Consider the following 25,998-nt stretch of genomic DNA (forward strand, 5'->3'; position numbering starts at 1 on the left):
CCGGCGGCTGTTCGAGTGATTATTGGGCGCCCTTCATGGGCAGAGGCGGCTTTGAAATGGCTTTGATCGTACAGAAATTTGGAGGCACCTCGGTCGGTACTGTCGAGAGAATCGAGCAGGTCGCCGACAAGGTTAAGAAATTCCGCGATGCCGGCGATGACCTGGTGGTTGTGCTGTCTGCAATGAGCGGCGAAACCAACCGTCTGATCGATCTGGCCAAGCAAATCAGTGGCGACGCGCAACCGGTTCCGCGTGAACTGGACGTGATCGTCTCCACCGGTGAGCAGGTGACGATTGCCCTGTTGGCCATGGCGCTGATCAAGCGCGGTGTGCCGGCGGTGTCGTACACCGGTAATCAGGTGCGGATCCTGACGGACAGTGCGCACAATAAAGCGCGTATCTTGCAGATTGATGACCAGAAGATTCGCGGTGATCTGAAAGCAGGTCGCGTGGTGGTTGTCGCCGGTTTCCAGGGCGTCGACGAGCACGGCAACATCACCACCCTCGGTCGTGGCGGTTCCGACACCACGGGCGTGGCACTGGCGGCGGCATTGAAGGCTGACGAGTGCCAGATCTACACCGACGTCGATGGTGTCTACACCACTGACCCGCGTGTGGTGCCGGTCGCCCAGCGTCTGGACAAGATCACCTTCGAAGAGATGCTGGAAATGGCCAGCCTCGGTTCCAAGGTGCTGCAGATCCGCGCGGTGGAATTCGCCGGCAAGTACAACGTTCCGCTGCGCGTACTGCACAGCTTCAAGGAGGGTCCGGGCACCCTCATTACTATTGATGAAGAGGAAACCATGGAACAGCCGATCATTTCCGGCATCGCTTTCAACCGCGATGAAGCCAAGCTGACCATCCGTGGCGTGCCAGACACCCCGGGCGTGGCGTTCAAGATTCTCGGCCCGATCAGTGCCGCGAACATCGAAGTCGACATGATCGTGCAGAACGTTGCGCACGATAACACCACCGACTTCACCTTCACCGTGCACCGCAACGACTACCAGGCCGCACAGACCGTGCTGGAAAACACCGCTCGCGAGATCGGTGCCCGGGAAGTGGTGGGCGACACCAAGATTGCCAAGGTCTCGATCGTCGGCGTCGGCATGCGTTCTCACGCAGGCGTGGCCAGCCGCATGTTCGAATCCCTGGCCAAGGAAAGCATCAACATCCAGATGATCTCGACGTCGGAAATCAAGGTTTCCGTGGTGATCGAAGAGAAGTACCTGGAACTGGCTGTGCGCGCTCTGCACACGGCTTTCGAACTGGACGCTCCGGCCCGTCAGGGCGAGTAATCCGGTCACCTGAAGGGCGCGGTCTGACCGCGCCCTTTATTTTTGAATGGCGCGAGCCCCTGAACTGTTCTTTTGCTCGCGCTGGTCAATACTCAGGCATGTAGGGCTACGATCGCTCCGGTTGTAGGTCGGGTGCCTTTTTTTTGCAGACTGTTGTCCCTGAAATGAAATGCGTGAGGAGAAAGGTATGCTGATTCTGACTCGTCGGTGCGCAGAAAGCCTGATTATCGGTGATGGCGAAATCACCGTGACCGTGCTCGGCGTCAAAGGAAATCAAGTGCGTATCGGCGTCAACGCCCCGAAAGAGGTTGCCGTGCACCGTGAGGAAATTTACCTGCGTATAAAGAAAGAGAAGGACGAAGAACCAAGCCATTAATTTTTATCGATTTTTATGTTTGCAAACGGGGAAGAAGGTGGTTAATATACGCCCCGTGTTGCGGAGAGCTGGCCGAGTGGCCGAAGGCGCTCCCCTGCTAAGGGAGTACACCTCAAAAGGGTGTCGGGGGTTCGAATCCCCCGTTCTCCGCCATTATTTGCTTAGTACGTTGTAATCTGGCTTTTTCTGTAAGTTGTTGAATTTATTAGAAAAAGTGGTTGGAATAGAGATTAGACGGGCTATAATGCGGCGCAACAAATGCACTCGTAGCTCAGCTGGATAGAGTACTCGGCTACGAACCGAGCGGTCACAGGTTCGAATCCTGTCGAGTGCACCATTTAAGAGTTGTTTATAGCGATATAAAGAACTCGGCTTCAGCCAGTTGTGGTCTGGTTTAAAAACACAAATGCACTCGTAGCTCAGCTGGATAGAGTACTCGGCTACGAACCGAGCGGTCACAGGTTCGAATCCTGTCGAGTGCGCCATTTAAGAGTCGTTTGTAGCAATACAGGCAACTCGGCTTCAACCAGTTGTGGTCTGGTCTAAAAACACAAAATGCACTCGTAGCTCAGCTGGATAGAGTACTCGGCTACGAACCGAGCGGTCACAGGTTCGAATCCTGTCGAGTGCACCATATTCAAGAAGCCCGCGTTTAACGCGGGCTTTTTGTTGTCTGCGATTTGGCTTTTCCTTTCACGCATCCCTTCTCATCAAAATCGACTTGAGCACTGCGGCCTCGTTTCAGGTCGTATCGATAGCTCGTCGTCGACGTTCGAATATTCACCTTGTCCGGTTTGCCCAGAGCGCTTTCAACATCCTGTTGGCTCATGCCGGCAATCACTCGTTGATTGATGATCGCTGCGCGGCGCTGCCTGGCATTGATCAGGTTGCCGCATTTGTCCTCCGGGCGGCCAACGATGCCTGGTTCACGTCCCCTGATTGTCATACCGGATATTTCTTCGTGGTTGTGTTCCGGCATGATCGGCACGACAGATCCGGGTGAGTAGGGCTTGACTTGCTGCAGCGAGCGCTGCTCATCGTTCGCGCAACTCAGGGTGGTGAAGGTGATGCCGCCGTCGGGTGCTTCGCATCGGTGAAGAGTGTTGGCAACCCCGGCGGGCGGCAGGCAGAGCAGGCTGGCGACTACAAAACGGAATGTTCTGGATAGCATTCGACGTCCTCCATGACGATCTACGCTCAAGGGTAGTCGCTACATTTTTCAGTGCCGGTGTGTTTTCTTTTCAAGATGAGTCGTCGCATCTGCACGGGTCAGGACAGTGCTCAGCTTTGTCGCGCAAGCGCTTGTTTCGACCGCGATTTTTTAACGTTTAAAACCGTCAGGCGGTGTATCATTGCGCCCGTCAGCCCCGCCGGGGCTTATGGAAAACCTCCATGGACTTACCCAGTAGTTACTCAGTAACCCGTTTCACCAATCATGAATTGACTGATTGATCCTTCCGGCGTGCCCCGCTGCTGGGAGTGGAGTTCGCCTATGTCCGAAATCGAAGTAAAGAAAACACAGGAAAGCCTGCAGGATCGCCTGGCTCAGGTCGTTGAGCTGCTGCAGCGCCAGAAGGTCGTCGAAGACCTGACTCATCGCCAGGAAGGCGCGCATCACGACCGGGTCGAGAACCTGGTTCACCGGCAGAACCTCGTCGAGCTGCAACGCAAGCTCGATGATCTGCACTCCGCCGACGTTGCCTACATCCTTGAAGCCTTGCCGCTGGACGACCGTCTGACGCTCTGGCAACTGGTCAAGGCTGATCGCGACGGCGATATTCTTCTCGAAGTATCCGACTCCGTTCGTGAAACGCTGATCGCCGACATGGACGATCACGAGCTCCTGGCTGCGGCCAAGGACATGGACGCCGACGAACTTGCTGACCTGGCCTCCGAGCTGCCGCGAGACGTCGTCCATGAGCTGATGGAGACGCTAGACCAGCAACAACGCGAGCGCGTGCGTTCGGCCCTGTCCTATGACGAGGAGCAGGTCGGTGCGCTGATGGACTTCGAGATGGTGACTATCCGTGAGGATGTCAGTCTCGAAGTGGTTCTGCGTTACCTGCGCCGTCTCAAGGAGCTGCCGGGGCACACCGATAAACTGTTCGTGGTTGATTACGACGGCGTGCTCAAGGGTGTGCTGCCGATCAAGCGTCTGCTGGTCAACGATCCGGACAAACAGGTTTCTGAAGTCATGGCCAGCGATCCGGTGAGTTTTCACCCGGACGAAGACGCCTATGACGCTGCTCAGGCGTTCGAACGTTACGACTTGATCTCGGCCCCGGTGGTCGACAAGAACGGCAAGCTGATCGGCCGTCTGACCATTGACGAAATGGTCGACCTGATTCGTGAGGAGAGCGAAAGCGAAGTCCTCAACATGGCGGGTCTGCGCGAAGAGGAAGACATCTTCGCCTCCGTCTGGAAATCCCTGCGCAACCGCTGGGCGTGGCTGGCAATCAACCTGATCACTGCCTTTGTCGCTTCGCGGGTGATCGGCCTGTTTGAGGGCTCGATCGAGAAGCTGGTGGCGCTGGCGGCATTGATGCCGATCGTGGCGGGTATTGGCGGTAACTCCGGTAACCAGACGATCACCATGATCGTGCGCGCCATGGCGCTCGACCAGGTCAGCACGGGCAACACCTCGCGCTTGATGCGCAAGGAGCTGGCGGTGGCGTTGATCAACGGTCTGGTCTGGGGCGGGGTGATCGGTGTGGTCGCTTACTTGCTCTACGGCAGTTGGTCGCTGGGCGTGGTAATGACGGCGGCGATGACCCTCAATTTGCTGCTCGCAGCGTTGATGGGGGTGCTGATCCCGATGACGCTGGCGAAGATGGGCCGCGACCCGGCAATGGGCGCCAGTGTGATGATCACGGCCATGACCGACAGCGGTGGCTTCTTCATCTTTCTGGGGTTGGCGACGATCTTCCTGCTCTGATTCGCGCAATGCAAAAGCCCGCCAATTGGCGGGCTTTTTTGTGCCTGTGTATTTATCTGTGGCGAGGGGATTTATCCCCGATGGGTTGCGCAGCGGCCCCAGGAGAGGCCTTGGTACCATCGGGGATAATCCCCTCATTACAGGTCTACCTCGGATTGTCGTGATTAACATTCGGGCAAAAAAAAGCCAGCACTTATGCTGGCTTGAGATGTTCGGTGTGGCTCAGGACGCGTCTGCGGCCATTTCGGCGTCGTGAGCGATCAGCGACACCAGGGCGTTCTGTTGACGGTGCGACAGCTGACGGAAGCGTTGCAGCAGCTCACGCTCGTGCAGCGAAAGCTCAGGGCTGTCCAGGCGCATGCTCAACTCTTCGCCCAGTGCACCTTCCTGAATAAGACTCTGCTCAAGGCGCGCAATGATTTCGGAGTTCATGCTGCGATGATGATTGCGAGCCACCTCGGCAATGCGTTCACGCATCCCGTCTGGCAGACGTACGACGAACTTGTCAGCCGTACGGCTGGAATAAATTGCCTGTTTCAATGGGCGCATATATTTAACCGGTTAGTTCAGGGGAGCGGTTCTCGGGATTGGCCGCAGGATGTGTGGTAGGACAAGCATCCGCGCCAAATGGTTCAACCTGAATTGTTAAGAGGCCCGCATCATGCCTCAAAATTGCCAGATCATTGGCGTCAATTCTGTGACAAATATTGAGCTGGGTAAAGGCGTAATGCCAGCACCAATTATCAGAAATGCGGACTGGTTTGAAAACTTTGCCTTGGTCCGCATCAATGACCGCTTCCGGGTGCACATCTGTTGATGTCCAAAGACGTCAGAACGTGCATGCTATGCGGCTTTCGATCCTTGTTCCTTACCTGTACAGGATAGTGGCAATTTGCCGATTTACTAGGGGCAAACACCGGCCGGAGGGCGTTTTCAGGATGGATGGCAAGCTTATTTATCTGATGGGGCCCTCCGGTTCAGGCAAGGACAGCCTGATCGAGGCCGCGCGTGAGCCTTTGCGCGAGTTGAACTGCGAAGTCATGCGTCGAGTAATTACCCGATCAGCGGAATCCGTGGGTGAGGACGCTATCGGCGTAACGCCCGAAGAGTTCGAGCGACGCCAGCAAGCCGGGGGCTTCTCGCTGGCCTGGCACGCCAATGGGCTGGCTTATGGCATCCCGGCAGAAATGGACGAATGGTTGCGTGCCGGGCGACGCGTACTGGTGAACGGCTCACGCGCCAACCTGCGTCTGGCGCTTGAACGCTACCCGACACTGCTGCCGGTGCTGCTGACGGTCAAGGACGAGGTCTTGCGTGAACGCCTGCTCAGGCGTGGTCGGGAGACGCCTGAGCAGATTGATGCGAGGCTGGCGCGCAATGCGCTGTTCAAGGACAGAAGGGCAACTGATTTGCCCGTGCATCTGATCGACAACTCAGGCGACCTGGCGGACGCCGTTAAGCAATTGCTGAACTTGATCCGGCTTAACGCAGCACCGGATCAAATTTGATCTTGCGCCCGGCCACCAGAGCCAGCACAAACAACACTGCAAATACGCCGCAGCCAATCAGGGGAAGGGTGACTGCGGTTTCCTCGAACAGCGAAAAATGCACAACGCCACTCAATAAGGCGAGGATCAGAAACCCTGCGGCTGATTTGGACATGCTGTACTCCTGAAGATATTTCAAAAAACCAGACGTTCGGTGTCGCGCGTCGGCAGTGCTTGCTCAGGCTCATTGACCGCCTGCGCCGCGAAGTCGCTCTGATCGCTCAGTACCGCCCACTGCGGCGCTTTCTGCACCTGCAAGTAATGCGGCATACGCTGAGCAACCGGTTCAGCACTCTCGGGGACAAAATGAAAGCCAACCAAAACCGCCAGTGCGATTGCGTTTGCGAGCAGGAGAGTGCTGTTCATGGGGCGGACTCCGTTTGTTCTGTTATGAGAACAGACATAGCAGCCGTCGTGCCAACAGTCTAACCGCTGTGAAGTCCTTTAAAAACAAGCATTTGGAAGGGTTTTTCATAAGGCGCGGGTTGCAATCTGCAATGATGGCTTTTTGGGGGAGTGCAAATTGCACGGTAAATCTTCCCGCAGCATTGCAAGGCGCCTGCCTACACTTAAAAAGCCCACGGACGACATGACAAATCAAGGGCCGGCCGTTAACATGCACGCCGTCCGTCGCGCCGTGTCCGGCCGTGACAACTCAGTGTCCCAGTAGCTCAATTGGATAGAGCATCCCCCTCCTAAGGGGAAGGTTGGCAGTTCGAACCTGCCCTGGGACACCATATTTTAGAGGCTTTGAAGGGATTCGGTTTTTTCGGTTGTTGTTTGTATCAGCAAGCTACCAACAGCTAACACGACTATGTTTGGAACTGAAAACAATGGATTTTGCCCAGATCAATAGTTTCTTGGAAACCAATCGCATCGGGGACTATGCGGGTTTGCTTGGCTTGCTGATATCTTTCGTAGGGTTCTTTGTCACAATCAAAACCTCGCTAAAAGCTAAGGCAGCTGCCGCCCATGCCTCTGCTGCCGTAGAAAGCATGAGGGGTGATTTGCGAAAGGGAGACACGGTAGCTGACTTTTCCAGCGCGCTGGCCATCATGGATGAAATAAAGCGTATGCACCGCTCGCCGAGCCTTCATCTACTACCCGATAGGTATTCTCAATTGCGGAGGTTTCTCGTGAGCATTCGCTCATCAAATCCTTTGTTGAGTGATGCCGACCAAGGCTGTATTCAGAGCGCGATTGTTCAGTTTTCAGCGCTCGAGCGTTTGGTTGAGAAAGCTCTTGAAGCAGGCGGCGCGGTATCAGCGGCTAAGATGAATTCTCTAGTGTCTAAACATTCTGAAGCCATTCAAGAGCTTCTCGTCCGAGTAAAGTCTGAGATTACCAAAGGCGATGAATTATGAGTTATCCAAAAATTGCGAAGCTAGTTGAAACACTGGCGGTACAAACTGAGTCAGGTTCTCTACAGTGGGCTCAAACAGAAAAATCCGATATGTTTCAGGCGTCCTTTCCAAGGTATTCAATTCGACTGTATCCGAAGACAGCAAGTACTTTTGAAGTCGATTATGTGCTTCAAATACTTAATGATTTGGGAGACATTGTCGAGGAGGTTTCGGATCCAGATCTTCGGTCTGTCCTGGAAAATCCTTTCAATAAAATGAGGGATCTCTACGAGGGCGCTAGGCGAAGCGCGATGGGTGTTGAGAGCGCATTGGACGACATACTATTTTTTCTGGACCCGAAATTTTGAGCATTTAAAGGAGTGGGTTGGTATTGTGACCCTAGATATGCCATCTAAAATACTATTTGGCTGCTGGCGTTAGTCTAGGGATAACATTTTCTTCAGTAGCGGATCGTTTGATCCTATTACCGCAGCCTGCAAATTCACGGCATACCTCCGACGATCTCTCCAACGATCTCACCTTCTTCGATCCACTTCTTGAGCAATTGAAGGCTCGGCTTACTCCCTGCATACCTCAGCTTTCGATACTCCCCAACCTCCATTAATCGGGGTAGTCGAACGTTTACCGTGACGATTTTGGTCATGGAAGCTCCAACCAGGCTGTTTTGCTTACACGGCCTTCCCGTCGATCCGTACGCTGGTTTTTCCACTGCTTGAGTTAGGAATCCACAACTCAACCACTTTGCCGGACTCTGTAGTGACCTTAATTACGACGCTTGTCGGAGGTGGTCGCATATCGTCCCCGCATATCAGTTCTACAGCATCCTCACATGTCGCTTCCTCGTCTAGCGGATCCCACATATCTCCGTTAACAAGTGATGCGAAAATCTTGATTTTAGGCATTTCATGTCTCCTCATGGGTTTGCTTTCTTGGCTGACGCTACCAGAGAATCATCGTGTTCTTTCCTACATCATGTCTCCAGCGTAGATCGAGGCCGAGAGGATTGTGCCACTCCATTGGCGGCAACCAACGCAGATTGGTCCCGGGCTATCGCCGGCTGTGGTGTTCTTGGCGATGCCGAACGTTTAAGGCACTGCGTTTTCGGTCGATGTACTCTGCTTTTAGCTCGGTGCCTTAGGGTTGAACATCTCCACAAGGAATCTTGAACCCCTCCACTTCAGAGAACCCCACTCCTTGCCGATAACTCATTCGGCGACCTCAGACTCGCGCGAAATCGCTTGATAGCATTTGGCCTCCAGCTATCATCTGCGCGCCTGTGAAAACGCCCCCGGTTCACCTACTTCAATTGCCTGGAAATCCTCGATGCTGTCGTATCACCAAAAGAGTTTTCTGATCGTCGATGATTTCTCGGATTTCCGCAGTTCCGTACGCTCGATGCTGCGCGAGCTGGGGGTCAAGGACGTGGATACCGCCGATACCGGCGAGCAGGCGCTGAAGATGTGTGCGCAGAAGTCTTATGACTTCATCCTGCAGGATTTCCACCTCGGTGACGGCAAGAAGAACGGCCAGCAGGTGCTGGAAGACTTGATGTCGGAAAAGCTCATCAGCCATGAAGCGGTGTTTGTCATGGTGACGGCCGAGACCAGTCAGGCGATGGTGCTCAGTGCCCTGGAGCATGAGCCGGATGCCTACCTGACCAAGCCGTTCAACCGCTCCGGCCTGGCGCAGCGCCTGGAGCGTCTGGAGCAGCGCAAGACGTTGCTCAAACCGATTCTGCAAGCCCTTGATCGCGGTAAACCGGTCGAGGTGCTCAATGCCTGCATTGCGCTGTGCAAGCAGGACATCCGTTATTCGCCGCTGTGCCTGCGTTATCGCGCCGATGCGCTGCGTGACATGAATCAGAACGAAGCGCTTGAACGCCTTTACGACAGCATCATCGCTGACCGGCCGTTGCCGTGGGCGTTTGCCGGGCTGGGCAAGTTGTTGTTCAAGCGTGGGCAAGTGGCGCAGGCCAAGGGTGTCTACGAAAAAGCGCTCAAGGTGTTTCCGATGATGCCGGCGCTGTATGACGGCATGGCCGATGTGCTGGTCGCCGAGGGCGATACCAAAGGCGCGCAGCGGGTGCTGGAGGAGGCCATTCGTTTGTCGCCGCTGGCGGTGCGCCGGCAGGCGTTGCTCGGCAAACTGGCGATGGCCAACGAAGACTTTGACACCGCGTCCCGGGCCTATCGTCAGGCCGTGGCGCAGGGCGCGCAGTCGCGGTTCAAGGACCCGGAAAGCAACCTCGGCCTGGCCCATGCCTTGATCAGCAAGGGCAGTGAGCGCGGTCTCGACACGCGCACGCGGCTGGAGATCAACACCACGCTCAGCGCCGTCGCCAAAGAGAACCCGTCTGACCCGGGCCTGCAGATTCGTGCGCGCTTGATGAAGGCCACCAGTCTGCTGCTCAACGATGCCGAGACCGCCGACAAGCTCACCGAGCAAGCGCTGATGCGCCTCGACGGCATGGAGCAGTTCATGAGTCCCGAGGCGGCGTTGCTGGTCGCCAAGCAGTTGCAGATGCTCGGTCAGGCCGAGGCGGGCACTTCGATGCTCAAGAGCTGCGCGGAGATTTACGGCGACGATCCGGCGGTGATGAAAGACATCGCCAAGCTCACCGATGACCCGACTATTCTCAGTTCGAGCAACGCCGCCGCCGACCTCAACCGTCAGGGCGTGCGCGTGTACAAGACCGGCAATCTGGTGGAGGCCCGCGAGGTGTTCCGCAAGGCGCTGAAGCTGCAACCGAAGAACATCAGTATCGCGCTGAACATGGCCCAGTCGCTGCTGCACGGCACCGACACCAGTGTGCCGTCGACGGAGCTGGAAGAATGTCGGGCCTGCCTGAAAATGGTCGGCCTGATGCCCGACACCGACGCGCGTTATGCGCGTTATCAGAAGCTGAAAAGCAAGGCGTTTGGCGAATGAACCAAGACGAACAGGCGCTGGATTTCTCCACGGTGATCGCCTCCACCGTTCACGATATGAAAAACTCGCTGGCGATGCTGATGCAGGCCCACAGCCAGTGGCTGGCGCGGTTGCCTGAAGGGCAGCGCGGTGGGGCGGAGCAGGGTGTGATCGATTTCGAGTTCGCCCACCTCAACGGCATGCTGGTGCAGTTGCTCGGGCTGTACAAGCTCGGCGTCAACCAGATGCCGCTGCAACCGGCGTATCACGAACTTGATGATTTCATCGAGGCGCAACTGGCATCGCACCAAGAGGTGTTCGCCAGTCGCGGGATCATCGCCACCTATGAAGTCGATCCGCTGAGCCCGTTGGGTTTCTTTGATCGCGAATTGGTTGCGTCGGTGCTGGGCAACTGCATCAACAACGCCATCCGTTATGCCCGCGAGTCGCTGCTGATTACCGTCAGCGACGAGGCCGGGCAACTGGTGTTGAGCATCAACGATGACGGCGACGGCTACCCGACCGAGATGCTCGAGCGGCAGGCCGATTACGTGCAGGGCATCAATCACAGCAGTGGCAGCACCGGGTTGGGTCTGTATTTCGCCAACCGGATTGCCGCGTTGCATCAGCGCAATGGCGTGGTCGGGCACACCGAAATTCGCAATGGCGGAGCACTGGGTGGCGGGGTGTTCAGCCTTTATCTGCCGTGACCCGGGTTTTTGTTTGACGCTGCTTGATATTCCGAACAGCCGGAGCCTATTTTGTACGGGTCGCCGTTCGCGGCTCGCACAATAACAAGGATTGCGTCATGACAACCGATGGCCAGCGTTCACTCGCACAGCGACTGACCGGCATTGATGAGATTGAATGTGTCACGCCGGATTTGAACGGCGTGCCGCGCGGCAAAGTGATGACCGCCGAGGGTTTCCTCGAAGGGCGGCGTTTGCAGATGGCACGGGGGGTGCTGCTGCAATGCATCATGGGCGGTTATCCGCCGGCGCGGTTTTACGGCAGCGATGACGGCGACCTGGCACTGGTGGCCGAGCCGAGCATGATTCACCCTCTGCCATGGAGCGACGAGCCACGTGCGCTGGCCATCTGCGATGCCGACGAACTGAGCGGCGAAAGCTCCAATCTGTCGACCCGCGGCCAACTCAAAAAAGTCATCGCCCGTTACGCCGCGCGCGGTCTGGCGCCGGTGGTGGCGACCGAGCTGGAATTTTTTGTCTTCGCCCCGAACACCGATCCGACTCAGCCGTTCCGTCCGCCGGTAGGCCTGGATGGACGCCGCGAGGATGGTCAGTCGGCGTTCAGCGTCAGTTCCAACAATGGTCTGCGGCCGTTTTTCAGCGAAGTCTATAAATGCATGGCGGCCCTCGGTCTGCCGCGCGATACCTTCATGCATGAAATGGGCGTCAGCCAGTTCGAGATCAACTTGCTGCACGGTGATCCGCTGTTGCTGGCCGACCAGACTTTCCTGTTCAAACACCTGCTCAAGGAAGTCGCGCTCAAGCATGGTCTGAGCGTGGTGTGCATGGCCAAGCCGCTGGCACACACGCCGGGCAGTTCGATGCACATTCACCAGAGCATCGTCGAGATCGCCACTGGCAACAACGTGTTCAGCGACGAGAGCGGCCAGCCGACCGCAATGTTCCGCCATTTCATCGGCGGGCAGCAGGCGGGCATGGCTGATTTCACCGCACTGTTTGCACCGAACGTGAACTCCTATCAGCGTCTGTGTCACCCGTATGCTTCACCGAACAATGCCTGCTGGTCCCACGACAATCGCGCGGCAGGACTGCGGATTCCGGCCAGTTCGCCGCTGGCCCGGCGGGTCGAAAACCGTTTGCCTGGCGCCGATGCCAATCCATATCTGGCGATTGCCGCGAGCCTGGCCGCGGGCTTGCATGGGATCGAGCATGAGCTGGAGCCGAGCGCTGCGATTCAGGGCGAATTCGAAGTGCCGGACAATCTTTCGTTGCCGTGTACCTTGCATGCCGCGCTCGAGCGTCTGAAACGTAGCCAATTGGCCAGGGAACTGTTCGGACAGGAGTTCATCGAAGGCTACATCGCTTCGAAGACCATGGAGTTGACCAGCTTCTTTGATGAAATCACTCCCTGGGAACGGCGTGTTCTAGCAGCCCAGGCCTGACGAACTGTCGTCATCGGGCTATCGTTTGGATAGCCCGATACTTACTGCAAGGAGCCGCTCGGAACGCCGATGCGCCAAATCTGGAAATCCTTTCGAGCGCTGTATTTCGCCTCGCTGATGATGTTGATCGGCTCGGGCCTTCTATCTACTTATCTGGCATTGCGCCTGGCCGCTGACCATGTCGATGGGCTGTGGGTCGGTGCGCTGATGGCGGCCAACTATTTTGGACTGGTGCTGGGCGGCAAGATTGGTCACCGACTGATCGCCAGGGTCGGACACATTCGGGCGTACTCGGCGTGTGCCGGGATCGTCGGCGCGGCGGTGCTCGGACATGGTCTGGTCGACTGGCTGCCGGCATGGCTGGTGCTGCGGACCATCGTCGGTCTGGGCATGATGTGCCAATACATGGTGATCGAGAGCTGGCTCAACGAGCAGGCCGACGCCAACCAGCGCGGCCTGGTGTTCAGCGGTTACATGATCGCTTCGTATCTGGGGCTGGTGCTGGGTCAGCTGATTCTGGTCATGCACCCGGGCCTCGGCCTGGAACTGCTGATGCTGGTCGCGCTGTGTTTTGCCTTGTGTCTGGTGCCGGTGGCGCTGACTCGACGGATCCACCCGGCGCCACTGCATCCGGCACCGATGGAGCCGCGCTTCTTTATCAAGCGGGTGCCGCAGTCGTTGAGCACGGTGCTGGGGGCCGGTCTGATCATCGGCTCGTTCTACGGTCTGGCGCCGCTGTATGCGTCGCAGCAGGGGCTGTCGACCGAGCAGGTTGGTCTGTTCATGGGTAGCTGCATTTTTGCCGGACTGCTGGTGCAGTGGCCGTTGGGCTGGTTGTCCGACCGTTATGACCGGGCGCTGCTGATCCGTTGCTTTGCCGGGTTCCTGGCGGTGGCGGCGTTGCCGTTGGCGATCCTGCCGCAGGTGCCGCTGGAGGTGCTGTTTGTGGTTGGCTTCCTCTGTTCGCTGGTGCAGTTCTGCCTGTATCCGCTGGCGGTGGCGTTCTCCAACGACCACGTCGAGGGCGATCGCCGGGTGTCGCTGACGGCGATGCTGCTGGTGACCTACGGTGTCGGCGCGAGTATCGGCCCGCTGCTGGCGGGTGTGCTGATGAAGCTGTTCGGCAGTCAGAGTCTGTACGCGTTCTTCAGCTTCTTTGCACTGGTGCTGGTGTGGCGCATTCGCCCGAAAGCCGTGACCAATCTGCATCAGGTCGACGACGCACCTCTGCATCACGTGGCGATGCCGGACAGCATGTCGAGTTCGCCGCTGGTGGCAGCGCTCGACCCGCGGGTGGATGAGCAGGTGGTGCAGGAGCAGATGCAGACCACGGTTACGCCGGAGCCAGAGCCGGAGCCAGAACCCGAGGTTGAGCCTGAAGCAGCGGTGGAAACTGATCTGGCTGATGGCGGCGATAAACCGACACCGGACATCAGTGGGGCCAGACCCTGAGTCGGGTGAGGGTAAGGCTGTTCAGAGGCAGACACTGTAACTGTGGCGAGGGAGCTTGCTCCCGCTGGACTGCGCAGCAGGCCCCGCTTGCCAGATAAAGGGTGGGGGGTGCGCGTCGCGCCCCAGCGGGAGCAAGCTCCCTCGCCACGGGTGTCCGTTGCTGGCAGAAAGATTTTTGGCATAAAAAAAGGGCAGTCCCGTGAGGGGCTGCCCTTTCTATTTGCCTGTACGAATCACAGATCGTCTTTATCGAACCGGCGTGCTTCACGCTGCAGTTGATAAACGAAGCGCTCGACGTTGCGCGCCGCCTGACCACTGATGTTGTGGAAACGCAGGCCGGCGAAGGTGATGTTGAGCTTTTCTTCGAAGTGCAGATATCGCAGTTCGACCGAAGTCGGCTGATTGCCGAACAGCGGGGTGGCGATCATGCGGTCATAAACCTGGCCCAGTTGCAGGCGGTCGGTGATGTCGCCTTCAAAGCGCAGCTTGCAACCGGTGGCGGAAATATCCAGCAGTTTACCGTTGATCGGTGCCTTGAGCTTTTCGCCGCCGAGTTCAACGCTGACCAGATCGGTCAGTTTCAGGGCCGCGCGAAAAGCGTTGCGGCGCTGGTGGTAAACCACTTCGGTCGGCAGTTCGCCGGTGTAGAAGCGGTCGCCTTCGGATTCTTCAATGTTCAGCGTGCCGTTGCATTCCCAGGCGATGCGCACGCCTTCGTGGAAGCCTTCGACCTTGAACGGTTCGCCGGCCAGCAGAAAACGCTCGCCATCGCGCGGGATCATCTCGTCCAGGGCAATCGTCGCGGTTTCCCGGTCAACCTTGATCAGGTAGCTCTGGAAGCGCTGACTGCGCTCGTGAAAGGTGATGATCAGCGGATCGTGGCTTTCTTGCAGCTGGCGCAGGTTGCTGGAGATTTCCAGGGGCGTGGTCAGCACCTTTGGTGGCTGCGGAGTATCATCCGCGCTTAGGGCGTTTGGCACGTTTTCTCAATCTCCAGACAAAATTTGACTACGACTAGCCAGCATTTTGCCAGCATGTTTCGCGGGTTGATAGTGCAGGCACATCGAATGGCTCACGCCTGGCTGAGCGTACGCGGCTTGGTGGGCTTGGCGAAAGTGCCTGTGGCGTCATACAACGCTGGTGGCTCGCCCCCGGTGAGAATTTTCAGCTGATTGGCCGTGGTGGCCTGCTGAATCTGGATCGACTGACCGTTTTTGACATTGGCCGCCTGGCACTGGGCAATCAGGTCTGTCAGTACGTCGCTCTGGGACAGCAACTGATCGCCAATGCTCGACTGGCTGGCCAGTTGCTCCAGGCCCTGACGATCGAGCGGCAAATTGAGGCTGGCGAGGATTTCGCTGCGCTTGCGGCCATGCTGTTCAAGCAGAATGATCAATGCCTGTTTGCGCGCCAGAATATCTTCGAGCAAGGGCATGTCGCGACCGTGCAAGGCGAGGGACTCGGTTTGCAATAACTCCAGCAATTGTTGAGCTGGAGCAAAGTCGTCGGTGATCAGTTGCAATAAATTAGTGTCGTGCATGGCTGGCCTTGGGTTCTAAGCGTCCAAAAGCCTGGCGCCGGCAAAAGCCTAGCGCTGGGCTTCGAAGTTGAGCAGTTTGCTGGCTACACGGTTGCTGTCGACTTTATAGCTGCCATCGGCAATCGCTGCTTTCAACTCGGCCACTCGGGCTTTGTCGACGGCAGGCTGATCGCGCAGCTTGTCAGTGACCTTCTGCAACTGTTGAGCCTCATTGCTGAGGTGTACCGATTCCCCGCTTTTTACGGTACTGGCCGTTTCGGCCGGGGTATTCAGCGGCGCGGAGGTGCCGGTATCGGCGGTTTCCTTGGCGTTGCTGGTACGTGTACTGCCCGTAAGTGACGAGGAGCTGTTCAAACGGCTGAAATCGATGACCATGTTAAAAACCTCTGGGAATTTGGACGCTTGCCATGTTCTCGGCCATCCCCTGGAAAACTTTAGGCTCATTTGCAATGAGCTGCATGCGTCGAAGCGTGTCCTGCTTCGGCACAGTTTAGGGAAGCGTCGAGGCCGGCGCCAGTTTTCTGCGTGAGCGTTTTACATGGCCACTTCCACTTGGCCCGGCGCGATGACCTGCGCCTTGATCACCCGGTTGGAGTTCAGGTTTTTCACCCGGATCTGTTCCTTCAGGCCGCCATTGGCCAGGGCTTCGCCGGGCATGCGTACGGCGAGCGTACCGCTGCGGGCGATGATGACCACCTGATCGCCCTTGCGCACCACTTCAGCCTGTTCCAGATGCACCAGAGTAATGACCTGATCGGCGACCGTTGGTCGGGTTAATTTTTGCCCGATGGCTTCATCCACCGACGTCAGGAAACCCTGATTGATCTGGCTGACGTCGCGTTCACGCAAGGTCACGTCCTGCGGCTCGATAATCCCTGCGCGTTTGAGCGGTCGGGTGGTGGTGACAATCTCGCGAAACAGGCGGACTTGAGCGGGCACGAACACCGTCCAGGGCGAGCTTCCCTCGCAACGGACCTTGACCGTGACCCGGCCCAGCGGACGTGCCGGACTCTCCAGCGACGCTGTCAATTCCTTGTCGCACATAGGCATGCGCATACGTGGATCGAGCTGGTTGACCTCGATTTCGTAGCGGCCTTCGGTTTGACTGGTAGCCAGATAGTCTTCTACGGTGAACTCAAGAAAGCCCTGAGTGACGCCGATAAGCATGTCAGGCAAGGTAACCGTATCAGCACCGGCAGGGCTGCCAGCGAAAAACAAGCAGACGGCAGACGTCGCGCACAACGCTTTGCGGGTGCGGGAGGTCAGGCGTCGGAAAAATGTCGTTTGAGCGTTCATACGAGTTAAAAAGCAAGCGCCGTGCCGTTTAGCAATGAATGTGCGTCGCAACAACACTTGGCGTTGGTGTAGGAGTCTGGGCATGGCTGGTGTAATGGATTCGGTGAACCAGCGCACGCAACTGGTAGGGCAGAATCGCCTGGAGCTGTTGTTGTTCCGTCTCGACGGTCAACAGCTCTACGGAATCAACGTGTTCAAGGTGCGGGAAGTGCTGCAATGCCCGTCGCTGACGTTGATGCCCAAGTCCAGTCCTGTCGTGTGCGGGGTGGCGAATATCCGGGGGGCGACCATTCCGATCCTTGATCTGGCAATGGCGACCGGTTCCGGGGCGTTGAAAGACAAGAAAAATCCGTTCGTGATCATCACGGAGTACAACACCAAGACCCAGGGTTTCCTGGTTCGCTCGGTGGAGCGCATCGTCAACATGAACTGGGAAGAGATCCATCCGCCGCCCAAGGGCACGGGGCGCGATCATTACCTGACCGCTGTGACTCGAGTCGACAATCAGTTAGTCGAAATCATCGACGTCGAGAAGGTGCTGGCGGAAGTCGCGCCGACCCCCGAGGCGATTTCGGTCGGTGTGGTCGATGTCGAGACCCAGAGCAAGGCGTTGTCGCTGCGGGTATTGACGGTCGATGACTCGTCGGTGGCGCGCAAGCAGGTCACGCGTTGCCTGCAGACGGTCGGTGTCGAAGTGGTGGCGCTGAACGACGGCAAGCAGGCGCTGGATTACCTGCGCAAGCTGGTCGATGAGGGCAAGAAGCCGGAAGAAGAGTTCCTGATGATGATTTCCGACATCGAGATGCCGGAGATGGACGGGTACACCCTGACGGCGGAGATCCGCAGCGACCCGCGCATGCAAAAGCTTCATATCATCCTGCATACTTCGTTGTCGGGGGTATTCAATCAGGCGATGGTCAAGAAAGTCGGTGCCGATGACTTCCTGGCCAAATTCCGTCCTGATGACCTGGCATCCCGGGTAGTCGACCGGATCAAAGCAGCAGATATCAGCTAGGGGCCTTCTGCCCCTGGCGGTCAACACGATTTAAGAGGCGGCATCATTGTCTACGGGTAATTTGGATTTCGAACAGTTCCGGGTCTTCCTGGAAAAAGCCTGTGGCATTTTGCTCGGTGAAAACAAGCAGTACCTGGTCTCGAGCCGTCTCAACAAACTGATGGAGCAGCAAGGCATCAAGTCCCTGGGTGAGCTGGTACAGCGCATCCAGACCCAGCCGCGCAGCGGTTTGCGCGAGCAGGTGGTCGATGCCATGACGACCAACGAAACCCTGTGGTTTCGTGACACCTATCCGTTTGAAGTCTTGAAGAACAAGGTGCTGCCCGAGGCGATCAAGGCCAGTCCCAACCAGCGTCTGCGGATCTGGTCGGCGGCGTGCTCGTCCGGTCAGGAGCCGTATTCGCTGTCGATGTCGATCGATGAGTTCGAGCGCAGCAACCTCGGTCAGTTGAAGATGGGTGTGCAGATCGTTGCCACCGACCTGTCCGGCAGCATGCTGAACAACTGCAAGACCGGCGAGTACGACAGTCTGGCGATCGGTCGCGGTTTGTCCGCCGATCGTCTGCAGCGCTACTTCGACCCGAAAGGGCCGGGGCGCTGGGCAGTCAAGGCGCCGATCAAGAATCGCGTGGAGTTCCGCTCGTTCAACCTGCTCGACAGCTATGCGAGTCTGGGCAAGTTCGACATCGTGTTTTGCCGCAACGTGCTGATCTACTTCTCCGCCGAGGTGAAGAAAGACATCCTGTTGCGCATTCACAGTACGCTGAAGCCGGGCGGGTATCTGTTCCTCGGCGCTTCCGAGGCGCTGAACGGTTTGCCGGATCATTACCAGATGGTCCAGTGCAGTCCGGGGATCATTTACCAGGCGAAGTGATTGCATCGGCAATACAAAAAACGGGAGTCCTCAGGGACTCCCGTTTTTTTGTGCCTGAATTATCTCCCTCACACACCACAAATCCCCTGTGGGAGCGGGCTTGCTCGCGAAGGCAGTGTGTCAGAAAAACAGATATCGACTGACTCGACGCTTTCGCGAGCAAGCCCGCTCCCACAGTGGGTCTGTGGTGTAGGTGCGAGGGGAGGGCAAGCGGCAGAAAAGCGGCAGCCAGCGGAAGCCGTTTGCCGCTTTTCTGGCATTGCCGCTTTGCCAATGCCCTGCAAAGCCCCGGTTTTCGGGGGTTTCTCGCATTGGCACGCGGCTTGCTAAAGCTCAGGTACGAAAAACCGGTCACCCGAAGGTTCCCGACATGAGCATCAGCTTCGATAAAGCGCTCGGCATTCACGAAAAGGCATTGGGCTTCCGCGCCCAGCGCGCCGAAGTGTTGGCCAACAACATCGCCAACGCCGATACCCCGAACTACAAGGCTCGGGATCTGGACTTCTCCAAAGTGCTCGAAGCACAGAGCCAGAAGAACGCCAACGGCACTATCGCCCTGAACATGACCAACAGCCGTCACATCGAAGCTGAAGGCGTGGGCAATGGCGACGAGTCGCTGATGTATCGCACGCCGATGCAGCCTTCGATCGACCAGAACACCGTGGACGCTCAGCTCGAGCAGTCGAATTACGCGGAAAACGCGGTCGGCTTCCAGGCCAGCTTCACTCTGCTCAACAGCAAATTCAAAGGGCTGGTGTCAGCCCTGCGCGGAGAGTAATCCATGTCCCTGTCCAGCGTTTTCAACATTGCCGGCAGCGGCATGAGCGCACAAACCACGCGTCTGAACACCGTGGCTTCGAACATCGCCAACGCCGAAACCGTCTCATCGAGCATCGACCAGACCTACCGCGCCCGTCACCCGGTGTTCGCCACCATGTTCCAGGGCGGCCAGAACAGCGGCAGCAACTCGCTGTTCCAGAGCCAGGACGCCGCAGGGCAGGGCGTACAGGTGCTTGGCGTGGTCGAAGACCAGAGCAACCTCGAAGCGCGCTACGAGCCGAACCATCCGGCCGCTGACGCCAAGGGCTACGTCTACTACCCGAACGTCAACGTGGTGGAAGAAATGGCTGACATGATTTCCGCGAGCCGGTCGTTCCAGACCAACGCCGAAATGATGAACACCGCCAAAACCATGATGCAGAAGGTGCTGACCCTCGGTCAGTAATAAGGGGCGACTGCCATGAGTGTTTCCGATACCACCAGCAGCTTGAGCATGAATGACATCCTGGCGAACTCGTCGAAAAAGACCAGTTCGACCGCCGATGGCATTGCTTCTGCGACTAACAGTTCCACCGGCGGCCAGGCGCTGGGCAAGGATGCGTTCCTGCAATTGCTGGTCACCCAGCTGAAAAACCAGAACCCGCTCGATCCGCAGGACAACAGCGCGTTCGTTGCGCAGTTGGCGCAGTTCAGCAGTCTGGAAGGCATCACCACGCTTAACAGCACCGTCAGCTCGCTGGCCGGCAACTACAACTCCTCGCAGGCCCTTCAGGCGTCGTCGCTGGTGGGCCGCAACGTGATCGTGCAGACCAACACCGTTCAATTGGACGACCCGAGCAAAGGCATGACCGGTTCGGTCACCGTTCCGTCGTCGATTGCCGGCGGCACCGTCAGCATTACCGACAGCAGCGGCACGGTCGTTCGCACCATCGATCTGGGCAGTCGCGCCGCAGGCAGCGCGAGCTTCACCTGGGACGGCAAGGACAAGGACGGCAATCTGGTCAAGACCGGTACCTACACCGTAAAGGCCAACGCATCGATCAATGGCACCTCGACCGATATGGCGACCTATCTGCCAGCCACGGTCAACAGTGTGACCATCAGCCAGACCGGTGGCGAGCTGATGCTCAACCTGTCCGGCAAGGGCACCGTTGCCCTGTCCAAAGTACAAACCATTGGTATATAGAGCCGACTAACCGGCACAAAGGAGTGGAATATGTCTTTCAATATCGGCCTTAGCGGTCTCTATGCAGCCAACAAACAACTGGACGTGACCGGCAACAACATCGCCAACGTCGCGACCGCCGGTTTCAAATCGTCCCGTGCAGAATTCGAAGACGTCTACTCGGCCACTCGCCTGGGTAGCGGCAGCAAGGTCATCGGCAACGGTGTGCGCCTGGCCAACGTCTCCCAGCAGTTCACCCAGGGTGACATCAACAACACCGGTAACGTGCTGGACATGGGTATCAACGGTTCCGGTTTCTTCACCATGAGCAACAACGGCGCGATCACCTACACCCGTGCCGGTACGTTCAAGGTCGATAATAACGGCTTCATCACCAACACCGACTACACCTCGCGCCTGCAAGGTTATGGTGTGGATGCCAACGGCAAGATCATCAACGGCGTGTTGACCGACCTGAAGATCGACACCTCGAACCTGGCGCCGAAATCGACTTCGCTGGTGACTTCGTCCATCAACCTGAACTCGTCGGCCCCAGTGATCGACGACACAGTGGCGGCAGGCAAGTTCGACCCGGCAAAACTCGAAACCTACACCAAGTCGTTCAGCACACCGATCTATGACTCTCAGGGCAACTCGCACGTCATGGATCAGTACATGGTGAAAACCGGCCAAAACACCTGGAAGGTCTACACCCTGGTGGACGGGCGCAATCCGGATGCAACCGGCAGCGATCCAACCAAGACCGCCCCGACTGCTTCGACGCTGACGTTCGACAGTTCGGGTAACCTGACTCAGGTCAGCACGCCTAACCCGGCGGACCCGGCCAACCCGATCATCAGCAGTGACTTGAAGTTGACCGGCTGGGTACCGGGTACCGTGACTAACGGCACCTTCACGCCTAACGGCGCGTCTGCCAATACCAATGGCGTGACCATTTCCATGGCCAAGACCACTCAGTTCAACGCTGATACCGCGCGTTCGATCCCGACTCAGGACGGTTACGCCACTGGCCAGATCACCAACCTGACCATCGACGGTACCGGTACGCTGTTCGCCAACTTCAGCAACAACCAGAGCAAGGCCATCGGCCAGGTCGCGCTGGCCAGCTTCACCAACGAACAAGGCCTGCAGGCTGTCGGCGGTACTAGCTGGAAAGAGACTTTCGCTTCGGGTATCCCGGGTTACGATGCGCCGGAAACCGGTACCCTGGGTTCGATCGCGTCCAACTCGCTGGAAGAGTCCAACGTTAACCTGACCAACGAGCTGGTGGACCTGATCAAGGGCCAGAGCAACTATCAGGCGAACGCCAAGACCATTTCGACTCAGAGCACCATCATGCAGACCATCATTCAGATGACCTGATTGCGGTTTCTGGTTGTGCAAGAGCCCCTCTTTTTGAGGGGCTTTTTTGTGGGCGGCTATTGGGTGGCAGCTGTTTTGATTGGGTGAATATCCGGTTCTTTGGGTGCTGCGGCTGGCGGTTTCGCCCTTACGGCGAGTCACTTTTTCAGACGCCAAAAAGTAACCAAAAGGCTTGGCCCCAGCGTTCGGCCCTCGCTTAGGCTCGGGTTCCTTCGCTGCGGAATTCATCCGGGGGGCATCGCCTCCGGTTTGCTTCGCTGCACCTCCTCTCGATGTGTTTGGCTTCGCCAAACGGTCGCTGCGCTCCCACCCCCGGATAAACCCCTCCACTCAGCCTGCCGACGGGGCCGGTACGGCAAGATCAAGTGCTGCAGCCGAGCTTGCGCTCATCCTGTTGAGAGGTGAAAAGCGTATGCGGTGGACTCATCCTCTGTAGGAGCTGCCGAAGGCTGCGATCTTTTGATCTTTTGATCTGTGGCAGCAGCACTGAAGATCAAAAGATCGCAGCCTCGTTGCTCTCGACAGCTCCTACAGGTAAATGGCGGGCAAAAGAAAACCCCCGACAAACCAGAAGTCTGTCGGGGGTTTCTTTTGCCTGGAGAGATCAGGCGCCTCGCGACGCCTGACTCAGCTCAGCTTATTGGCAAGCTTCGCAATCCGGCTCGTCGATCGCGCAAGCCTTTGGCACTGGAGCCGGACCTGCAGGAGCTGCCAGAACCGAATCGTCGCCGTGGTTGCCGCCGCTGGAAACAGCGTTCAGCTTGCCGGTGTTGATGGTCGACTTCTCGGTGCTGGTCGCGGCCAGGGCACGGAGGTAGTAGGTGGTTTTCAGGCCACGGTACCAGGCCATGCGGTAGGTCACGTCGAGCTTCTTGCCCGAGGCGCCGGCGATGTACAGGTTCAGCGACTGGGCCTGGTCGATCCACTTCTGACGACGGCTGGCGGCGTCAACGATCCACTTGGTGTCCACTTCGAACGCGGTCGCGTAGAGCTCTTTGAGTTCTTGCGGGATGCGCTCGATCTGCTGCACCGAACCGTCGTAGTACTTCAGGTCGTTGATCATGACCGAGTCCCACAGACCGCGCGCCTTGAGGTCGCGAACCAGGTACGGGTTGATCACGGTGAATTCGCCCGACAGGTTCGATTTCACATACAGGTTCTGGTAGGTCGGTTCGATCGACTGCGAGACGCCGGTGATGTTGGCGATGGTCGCGGTCGGTGCGATGGCCATGATGTTGGAGTTACGAATGCCTTTCTGCACACGGGCGCGAACCGGTGCCCAGTCCAGGGTTTCGTTCAGGTCAACGTCGATGTACTTCTGGCCACGTTGCTCGATCAGGATCTGTTGCGAATCCAGTGGCAGGATGCCTTTGGACCACAGCGAACCGTTGAAGGTCTCGTAAGCACCACGCTCGTCTGCCAGGTCGCAGGACGCCTGGATCGCGTAGTAGCTGACCGCTTCCATCGACTTGTCGGCGAACTCGACGGCAGCGTCGGAACCGTAAGGGATGTGCTGCAGGTACAGCGCGTCCTGGAAGCCCATGATGCCCAGGCCGACCGGACGGTGGCGGAAGTTGGAGTTCTTCGCTTGCGGCACCGAGTAGTAGTTGATGTCGATCACGTTGTCGAGCATGCGCACGGCAGTGTTCACGGTGCGTTGCAGCTTGGCGGTGTCCAGCTTGCCGTCGACGATGTGGTTCGGCAGGTTGATCGAGCCCAGGTTGCAAACGGCGATCTCGTCCTTGTTGGTGTTCAAGGTGATCTCGGTGCACAGGTTCGAGCTGTGAACCACGCCGACGTGCTGCTGCGGGCTACGCAGGTTGCACGGGTCTTTGAACGTCAGCCATGGGTGGCCGGTTTCGAACAGCATGGACAGCATCTTGCGCCACAGGTCTTTGGCCTGGATGGTCTTGAACAGCTTGACCTTGCCCGGGTACTCGGTGAGGGCTTCGTAGTACTCGTAGCGCTCTTCGAAGGCTTTACCGGTCAGGTCGTGCAGGTCCGGAACTTCGGATGGCGAGAACAGGGTCCACTTGCCGTCATCGAAGACGCGCTTCATGAACAGGTCAGGGATCCAGTTGGCGGTGTTCATGTCGTGGGTACGACGACGATCATCACCGGTGTTCTTGCGCAGTTCGATGAACTCTTCGATGTCCATGTGCCAGGTTTCCAGGTAGGCACACACAGCGCCTTTGCGCTTGCCACCCTGGTTAACGGCTACAGCGGTGTCGTTCACCACTTTCAGGAACGGCACCACGCCTTGCGACTTGCCGTTGGTGCCTTTGATGTACGAACCCAGTGCACGAACCGGGGTCCAGTCGTTGCCCAGGCCGCCAGCGAATTTCGACAGCATGGCGTTGTCGTGGATCGCGTGGTAGATGCCCGACAGGTCGTCCGGAACGGTGGTCAGGTAGCAGCTCGACAGCTGTGGACGCAGGGTACCGGCGTTGAACAGGGTCGGAGTCGACGCCATGTAGTCGAAGGACGACAACAGGTTGTAGAACTCGATCGCACGGTCTTCTTTCTGCTTCTCTTCGATTGCCAGGCCCATGGCCACGCGCATGAAGAAGATCTGCGGCAGTTCGAAACGCACGCCATCCTTGTGGATGAAGTAACGGTCGTACAGGGTCTGCAGGCCCAGGTAGGTGAATTGCTGATCACGCTCGTGGTTGATCGCCTTGCCCAGTTTTTCCAGGTCGAAGGTGGCCAGCACAGGGTTCAGCAGTTCGAACTCGATACCTTTGGCAACGTAGGCTGGCAGCGCCTTGGCGTACAGCTCGGCCATTTCGTGGTGAGTGGCGCTTTCGGCCACACCCAGGAAGCCCAGGCCTTCGGCACGCAGGGTGTCCATCAGCAGGCGCGCGGTCACGAACGAGTAGTTCGGCTCACGTTCAACCAGGGTACGCGCGGTCATCACCAGTGCGGTGTTGACGTCGTTCAGGGCCACGCCGTCGTAAAGGTTCTTCAGGGTTTCGCGCTGGATCAGGTCGCCATCGACTTCAGCCAGGCCTTCGCAGGCTTCGGTGACGATGGTGTTCAGGCGGCCCATGTCCAGCGGCGCAAGGCTGCCGTCGGCGCGGGTGATACGGATCGACGGGTGCGCGTCGACCGCAGCTTCGACCGGAGCGTGGGCAGCGCGTTCTTTCGAACGGCCGTCACGGTAGATCACGTAGTCACGAGCGACTTTCTGCTCGCCGGCACGCATCAGGGCCAGTTCGACCTGGTCCTGGATTTCTTCGATGTGGATGGTGCCGCCCGACGGCATGCGACGCTTGAAGGTCGCGGTGACTTGTTCGGTCAGACGGGCAACGGTGTCGTGGATTCGCGACGAAGCGGCAGCGGTGCCGCCCTCAACTGCGAGAAACGCTTTGGTGATAGCGACGGTGATCTTGTCATCGGTGTAAGGAACGACAGTGCCATTACGCTTGATCACGCGCAGTTGACCAGGCGCGGTGGCAGCCAGATCCGAATTCGAATCGGCGGCCTGCGGCAAGGTGCCCTGCGGGTTCTCGCGAGTTGTGTCGGTTTGCATGGGGGGTGATCTCCACATTCTCTATGTTTGTTTGGGCACCATCATGGTGCTCACCGTTCTGGTCCGAAGCACTACAACCGACGGGCGTCGGGCATAACAACTTCGGACCAGTAGGAAAAAGGCTAATGACGCCGCATCCTTGCCGAAGTTTTTGGCTGCGAGCCAGGGCTCGAGCCGGATTCCTTCCAGGGTGACAGTCATGACTGCAACACCCGTACCGTTCCGGTCGTTTCCAACCTAAAAAACGGTGCCATCCGCAAGTGCGGTTTGGGCTTTGAAAAACTTGCTTGGTTCAACCGGAAACCGGCAATAAAGCGCTTGAGTTTCAGGTCCGAAATGTGGTTGGGCGTTTGAGCGGAAAACCCTATATGTAGGGTCTCTC

At 57.7% G+C, this 25,998-nt stretch carries 25 protein-coding genes and 5 tRNA genes; 21 read left to right on the top strand and 9 right to left on the bottom strand.

From position 1 onward, the window contains the following. The first annotated feature begins 56 nt into the window (after nucleotides 1-56). The 6 genes from M0814_RS08505 (at nucleotide 57) to M0814_RS08530 (ending at nucleotide 2,308) form a co-directional block, all read left to right on the top strand. Entirely contained in the window at nucleotides 57-1,298 is a 1,242-nt protein-coding gene (locus tag M0814_RS08505) for an aspartate kinase (protein ID WP_003227260.1), read from the top strand. Nucleotides 1,299-1,485: 187 nt separating this feature from the next. Continuing rightward, a complete protein-coding gene (csrA, locus tag M0814_RS08510; protein ID WP_002554426.1) occupies nucleotides 1,486-1,674 on the top strand; it encodes a carbon storage regulator CsrA in 189 nt (62 codons plus the stop codon). A gap of 62 nt (nucleotides 1,675-1,736) precedes the next feature. Continuing rightward, nucleotides 1,737-1,827, top strand: a tRNA-Ser gene (locus tag M0814_RS08515). Between the two features lie 107 nt (nucleotides 1,828-1,934). Beyond that, nucleotides 1,935-2,011, top strand: a tRNA-Arg gene (locus M0814_RS08520). Nucleotides 2,012-2,082: 71 nt separating this feature from the next. Then, nucleotides 2,083-2,159 (top strand) — tRNA-Arg (locus tag M0814_RS08525). 72 nt (nucleotides 2,160-2,231) lie between these two features. Next, a tRNA-Arg gene (locus tag M0814_RS08530) sits at nucleotides 2,232-2,308 on the top strand. Nucleotides 2,309-2,326: 18 nt separating this feature from the next. Here the strand turns inward: M0814_RS08530 and M0814_RS08535 are convergent. Beyond that, nucleotides 2,327-2,845 carry a cell envelope protein SmpA gene (locus tag M0814_RS08535; protein WP_103486427.1) on the bottom strand — a complete coding sequence of 173 codons (519 nt, stop codon included), beginning with the start codon at nucleotides 2,843-2,845 and terminating at the stop codon, nucleotides 2,327-2,329. Between the two features lie 321 nt (nucleotides 2,846-3,166). On the opposite strand from M0814_RS08535, the gene mgtE reads away from it, so the two are divergent. After that, a complete protein-coding gene (gene mgtE / locus M0814_RS08540; protein WP_003227256.1) occupies nucleotides 3,167-4,609 on the top strand; it encodes a magnesium transporter in 1,443 nt (480 codons plus the stop codon). 222 nt (nucleotides 4,610-4,831) lie between these two features. Here mgtE and M0814_RS08545 read toward each other — a convergent pair whose 3' ends face one another. Beyond that, on the bottom strand, nucleotides 4,832-5,158 hold the full coding sequence (locus M0814_RS08545; protein ID WP_003178899.1) for an Arc family DNA-binding protein: 327 nt from the start codon (nucleotides 5,156-5,158) through the stop codon (nucleotides 4,832-4,834). A gap of 389 nt (nucleotides 5,159-5,547) precedes the next feature. Here M0814_RS08545 and phnN point away from each other — a divergent pair, with 389 nt between their 5' ends. After that, nucleotides 5,548-6,117, top strand: coding sequence for a phosphonate metabolism protein/1,5-bisphosphokinase (PRPP-forming) PhnN (gene phnN / locus M0814_RS08550; protein WP_103486426.1), 570 nt, complete (start codon nucleotides 5,548-5,550; stop codon nucleotides 6,115-6,117). On the opposite strand, the gene M0814_RS08555 is transcribed toward phnN, so the two are convergent. Together M0814_RS08555 and M0814_RS08560 are read right to left on the bottom strand one after the other, a co-directional pair. After that, on the bottom strand, nucleotides 6,092-6,271 hold the full coding sequence (locus M0814_RS08555) for a PA3371 family protein (protein WP_003227249.1): 180 nt from the start codon (nucleotides 6,269-6,271) through the stop codon (nucleotides 6,092-6,094). The genes phnN and M0814_RS08555 overlap by 26 nt on opposite strands. A 20-nt stretch (nucleotides 6,272-6,291) precedes the next feature. Further along, nucleotides 6,292-6,522, bottom strand: a complete 231-nt coding sequence (locus M0814_RS08560; RefSeq protein WP_003227247.1) for a hypothetical protein — start codon at nucleotides 6,520-6,522, stop codon at nucleotides 6,292-6,294. 294 nt (nucleotides 6,523-6,816) lie between these two features. Between M0814_RS08560 and M0814_RS08565 the strand changes: the two genes are divergently transcribed. From M0814_RS08565 to M0814_RS08595, 7 genes are all read left to right on the top strand, one after another. Continuing rightward, nucleotides 6,817-6,893, top strand: a tRNA-Arg gene (locus M0814_RS08565). Nucleotides 6,894-6,974: 81 nt separating this feature from the next. Further along, on the top strand, nucleotides 6,975-7,520 hold the full coding sequence (locus tag M0814_RS08570) for a hypothetical protein (protein ID WP_146774676.1): 546 nt from the start codon (nucleotides 6,975-6,977) through the stop codon (nucleotides 7,518-7,520). Beyond that, nucleotides 7,517-7,867, top strand: coding sequence for a hypothetical protein (locus M0814_RS08575; RefSeq protein ID WP_103486423.1), 351 nt, complete (start codon nucleotides 7,517-7,519; stop codon nucleotides 7,865-7,867). Before M0814_RS08570 ends, M0814_RS08575 begins: the two co-directional genes overlap by 4 nt. A gap of 976 nt (nucleotides 7,868-8,843) precedes the next feature. Next, nucleotides 8,844-10,448: a tetratricopeptide repeat-containing response regulator gene (locus M0814_RS08580; protein WP_103486421.1), complete on the top strand. Its 1,605-nt coding sequence runs from the start codon at nucleotides 8,844-8,846 to the stop codon at nucleotides 10,446-10,448. After that, nucleotides 10,445-11,137, top strand: coding sequence for a HAMP domain-containing sensor histidine kinase (locus tag M0814_RS08585; RefSeq protein WP_103486420.1), 693 nt, complete (start codon nucleotides 10,445-10,447; stop codon nucleotides 11,135-11,137). Before M0814_RS08580 ends, M0814_RS08585 begins: the two co-directional genes overlap by 4 nt. A 200-nt stretch (nucleotides 11,138-11,337) precedes the next feature. Further along, the gene (locus tag M0814_RS08590; protein WP_177434694.1) at nucleotides 11,338-12,579 is read left to right on the top strand and encodes a glutamine synthetase family protein; all 1,242 of its coding nucleotides are present in this window, start codon (nucleotides 11,338-11,340) and stop codon (nucleotides 12,577-12,579) included. A 69-nt stretch (nucleotides 12,580-12,648) separates the two neighbouring features. After that, nucleotides 12,649-14,031 carry an MFS transporter gene (locus M0814_RS08595; protein ID WP_103486418.1) on the top strand — a complete coding sequence of 461 codons (1,383 nt, stop codon included), beginning with the start codon at nucleotides 12,649-12,651 and terminating at the stop codon, nucleotides 14,029-14,031. Nucleotides 14,032-14,264: 233 nt separating this feature from the next. On the opposite strand, the gene M0814_RS08600 is transcribed toward M0814_RS08595, so the two are convergent. The 4 genes from M0814_RS08600 to flgA all read right to left on the bottom strand — a co-directional run bounded on the left by M0814_RS08600 (nucleotide 14,265) and on the right by flgA (nucleotide 16,867). After that, the gene (locus M0814_RS08600) at nucleotides 14,265-15,011 is read right to left on the bottom strand and encodes a flagellar brake protein (RefSeq protein ID WP_003227230.1); all 747 of its coding nucleotides are present in this window, start codon (nucleotides 15,009-15,011) and stop codon (nucleotides 14,265-14,267) included. Nucleotides 15,012-15,103: 92 nt separating this feature from the next. Continuing rightward, complete coding sequence (locus M0814_RS08605; protein WP_025112926.1) at nucleotides 15,104-15,571, bottom strand: flagellar protein FlgN; 468 nt, start codon at nucleotides 15,569-15,571, stop codon at nucleotides 15,104-15,106. A gap of 48 nt (nucleotides 15,572-15,619) precedes the next feature. Continuing rightward, a complete protein-coding gene (gene flgM / locus M0814_RS08610; RefSeq protein WP_003227226.1) occupies nucleotides 15,620-15,946 on the bottom strand; it encodes a flagellar biosynthesis anti-sigma factor FlgM in 327 nt (108 codons plus the stop codon). A 159-nt stretch (nucleotides 15,947-16,105) separates the two neighbouring features. After that, nucleotides 16,106-16,867, bottom strand: coding sequence for a flagellar basal body P-ring formation chaperone FlgA (gene flgA, locus M0814_RS08615; protein WP_080593261.1), 762 nt, complete (start codon nucleotides 16,865-16,867; stop codon nucleotides 16,106-16,108). A gap of 82 nt (nucleotides 16,868-16,949) precedes the next feature. Between flgA and M0814_RS08620 the strand changes: the two genes are divergently transcribed. The 6 genes from M0814_RS08620 (at nucleotide 16,950) to flgE (ending at nucleotide 22,084) form a co-directional block, all read left to right on the top strand. Next, complete coding sequence (locus M0814_RS08620) at nucleotides 16,950-17,882, top strand: chemotaxis protein CheV (RefSeq protein ID WP_003227223.1); 933 nt, start codon at nucleotides 16,950-16,952, stop codon at nucleotides 17,880-17,882. A gap of 46 nt (nucleotides 17,883-17,928) precedes the next feature. Beyond that, nucleotides 17,929-18,756 (top strand): protein-glutamate O-methyltransferase CheR, encoded by an 828-nt coding sequence (gene cheR / locus M0814_RS08625; RefSeq protein WP_003227220.1) that lies wholly within the window; start codon nucleotides 17,929-17,931, stop codon nucleotides 18,754-18,756. 370 nt (nucleotides 18,757-19,126) lie between these two features. Further along, on the top strand, nucleotides 19,127-19,534 hold the full coding sequence (gene flgB, locus M0814_RS08630; protein ID WP_003227219.1) for a flagellar basal body rod protein FlgB: 408 nt from the start codon (nucleotides 19,127-19,129) through the stop codon (nucleotides 19,532-19,534). Between the two features lie 3 nt (nucleotides 19,535-19,537). Beyond that, nucleotides 19,538-19,981, top strand: a complete 444-nt coding sequence (gene flgC, locus M0814_RS08635) for a flagellar basal body rod protein FlgC (protein WP_003227217.1) — start codon at nucleotides 19,538-19,540, stop codon at nucleotides 19,979-19,981. Nucleotides 19,982-19,996: 15 nt separating this feature from the next. Next, nucleotides 19,997-20,722 carry a flagellar hook assembly protein FlgD gene (flgD, locus tag M0814_RS08640; RefSeq protein WP_003227214.1) on the top strand — a complete coding sequence of 242 codons (726 nt, stop codon included), beginning with the start codon at nucleotides 19,997-19,999 and terminating at the stop codon, nucleotides 20,720-20,722. Nucleotides 20,723-20,752: 30 nt separating this feature from the next. Next, complete coding sequence (gene flgE / locus M0814_RS08645; protein WP_103486416.1) at nucleotides 20,753-22,084, top strand: flagellar hook protein FlgE; 1,332 nt, start codon at nucleotides 20,753-20,755, stop codon at nucleotides 22,082-22,084. A gap of 637 nt (nucleotides 22,085-22,721) precedes the next feature. On the opposite strand, the gene M0814_RS08650 is transcribed toward flgE, so the two are convergent. Further along, nucleotides 22,722-25,616, bottom strand: a complete 2,895-nt coding sequence (locus M0814_RS08650; protein WP_003227212.1) for a ribonucleoside-diphosphate reductase subunit alpha — start codon at nucleotides 25,614-25,616, stop codon at nucleotides 22,722-22,724. Nucleotides 25,617-25,998 lie beyond the last annotated feature (382 nt).

It is taken from the genome of Pseudomonas sp. MWU12-2020, from assembly GCF_023100605.1.
Classification (GTDB): domain Bacteria; phylum Pseudomonadota; class Gammaproteobacteria; order Pseudomonadales; family Pseudomonadaceae; genus Aquipseudomonas; species Aquipseudomonas fluorescens_H.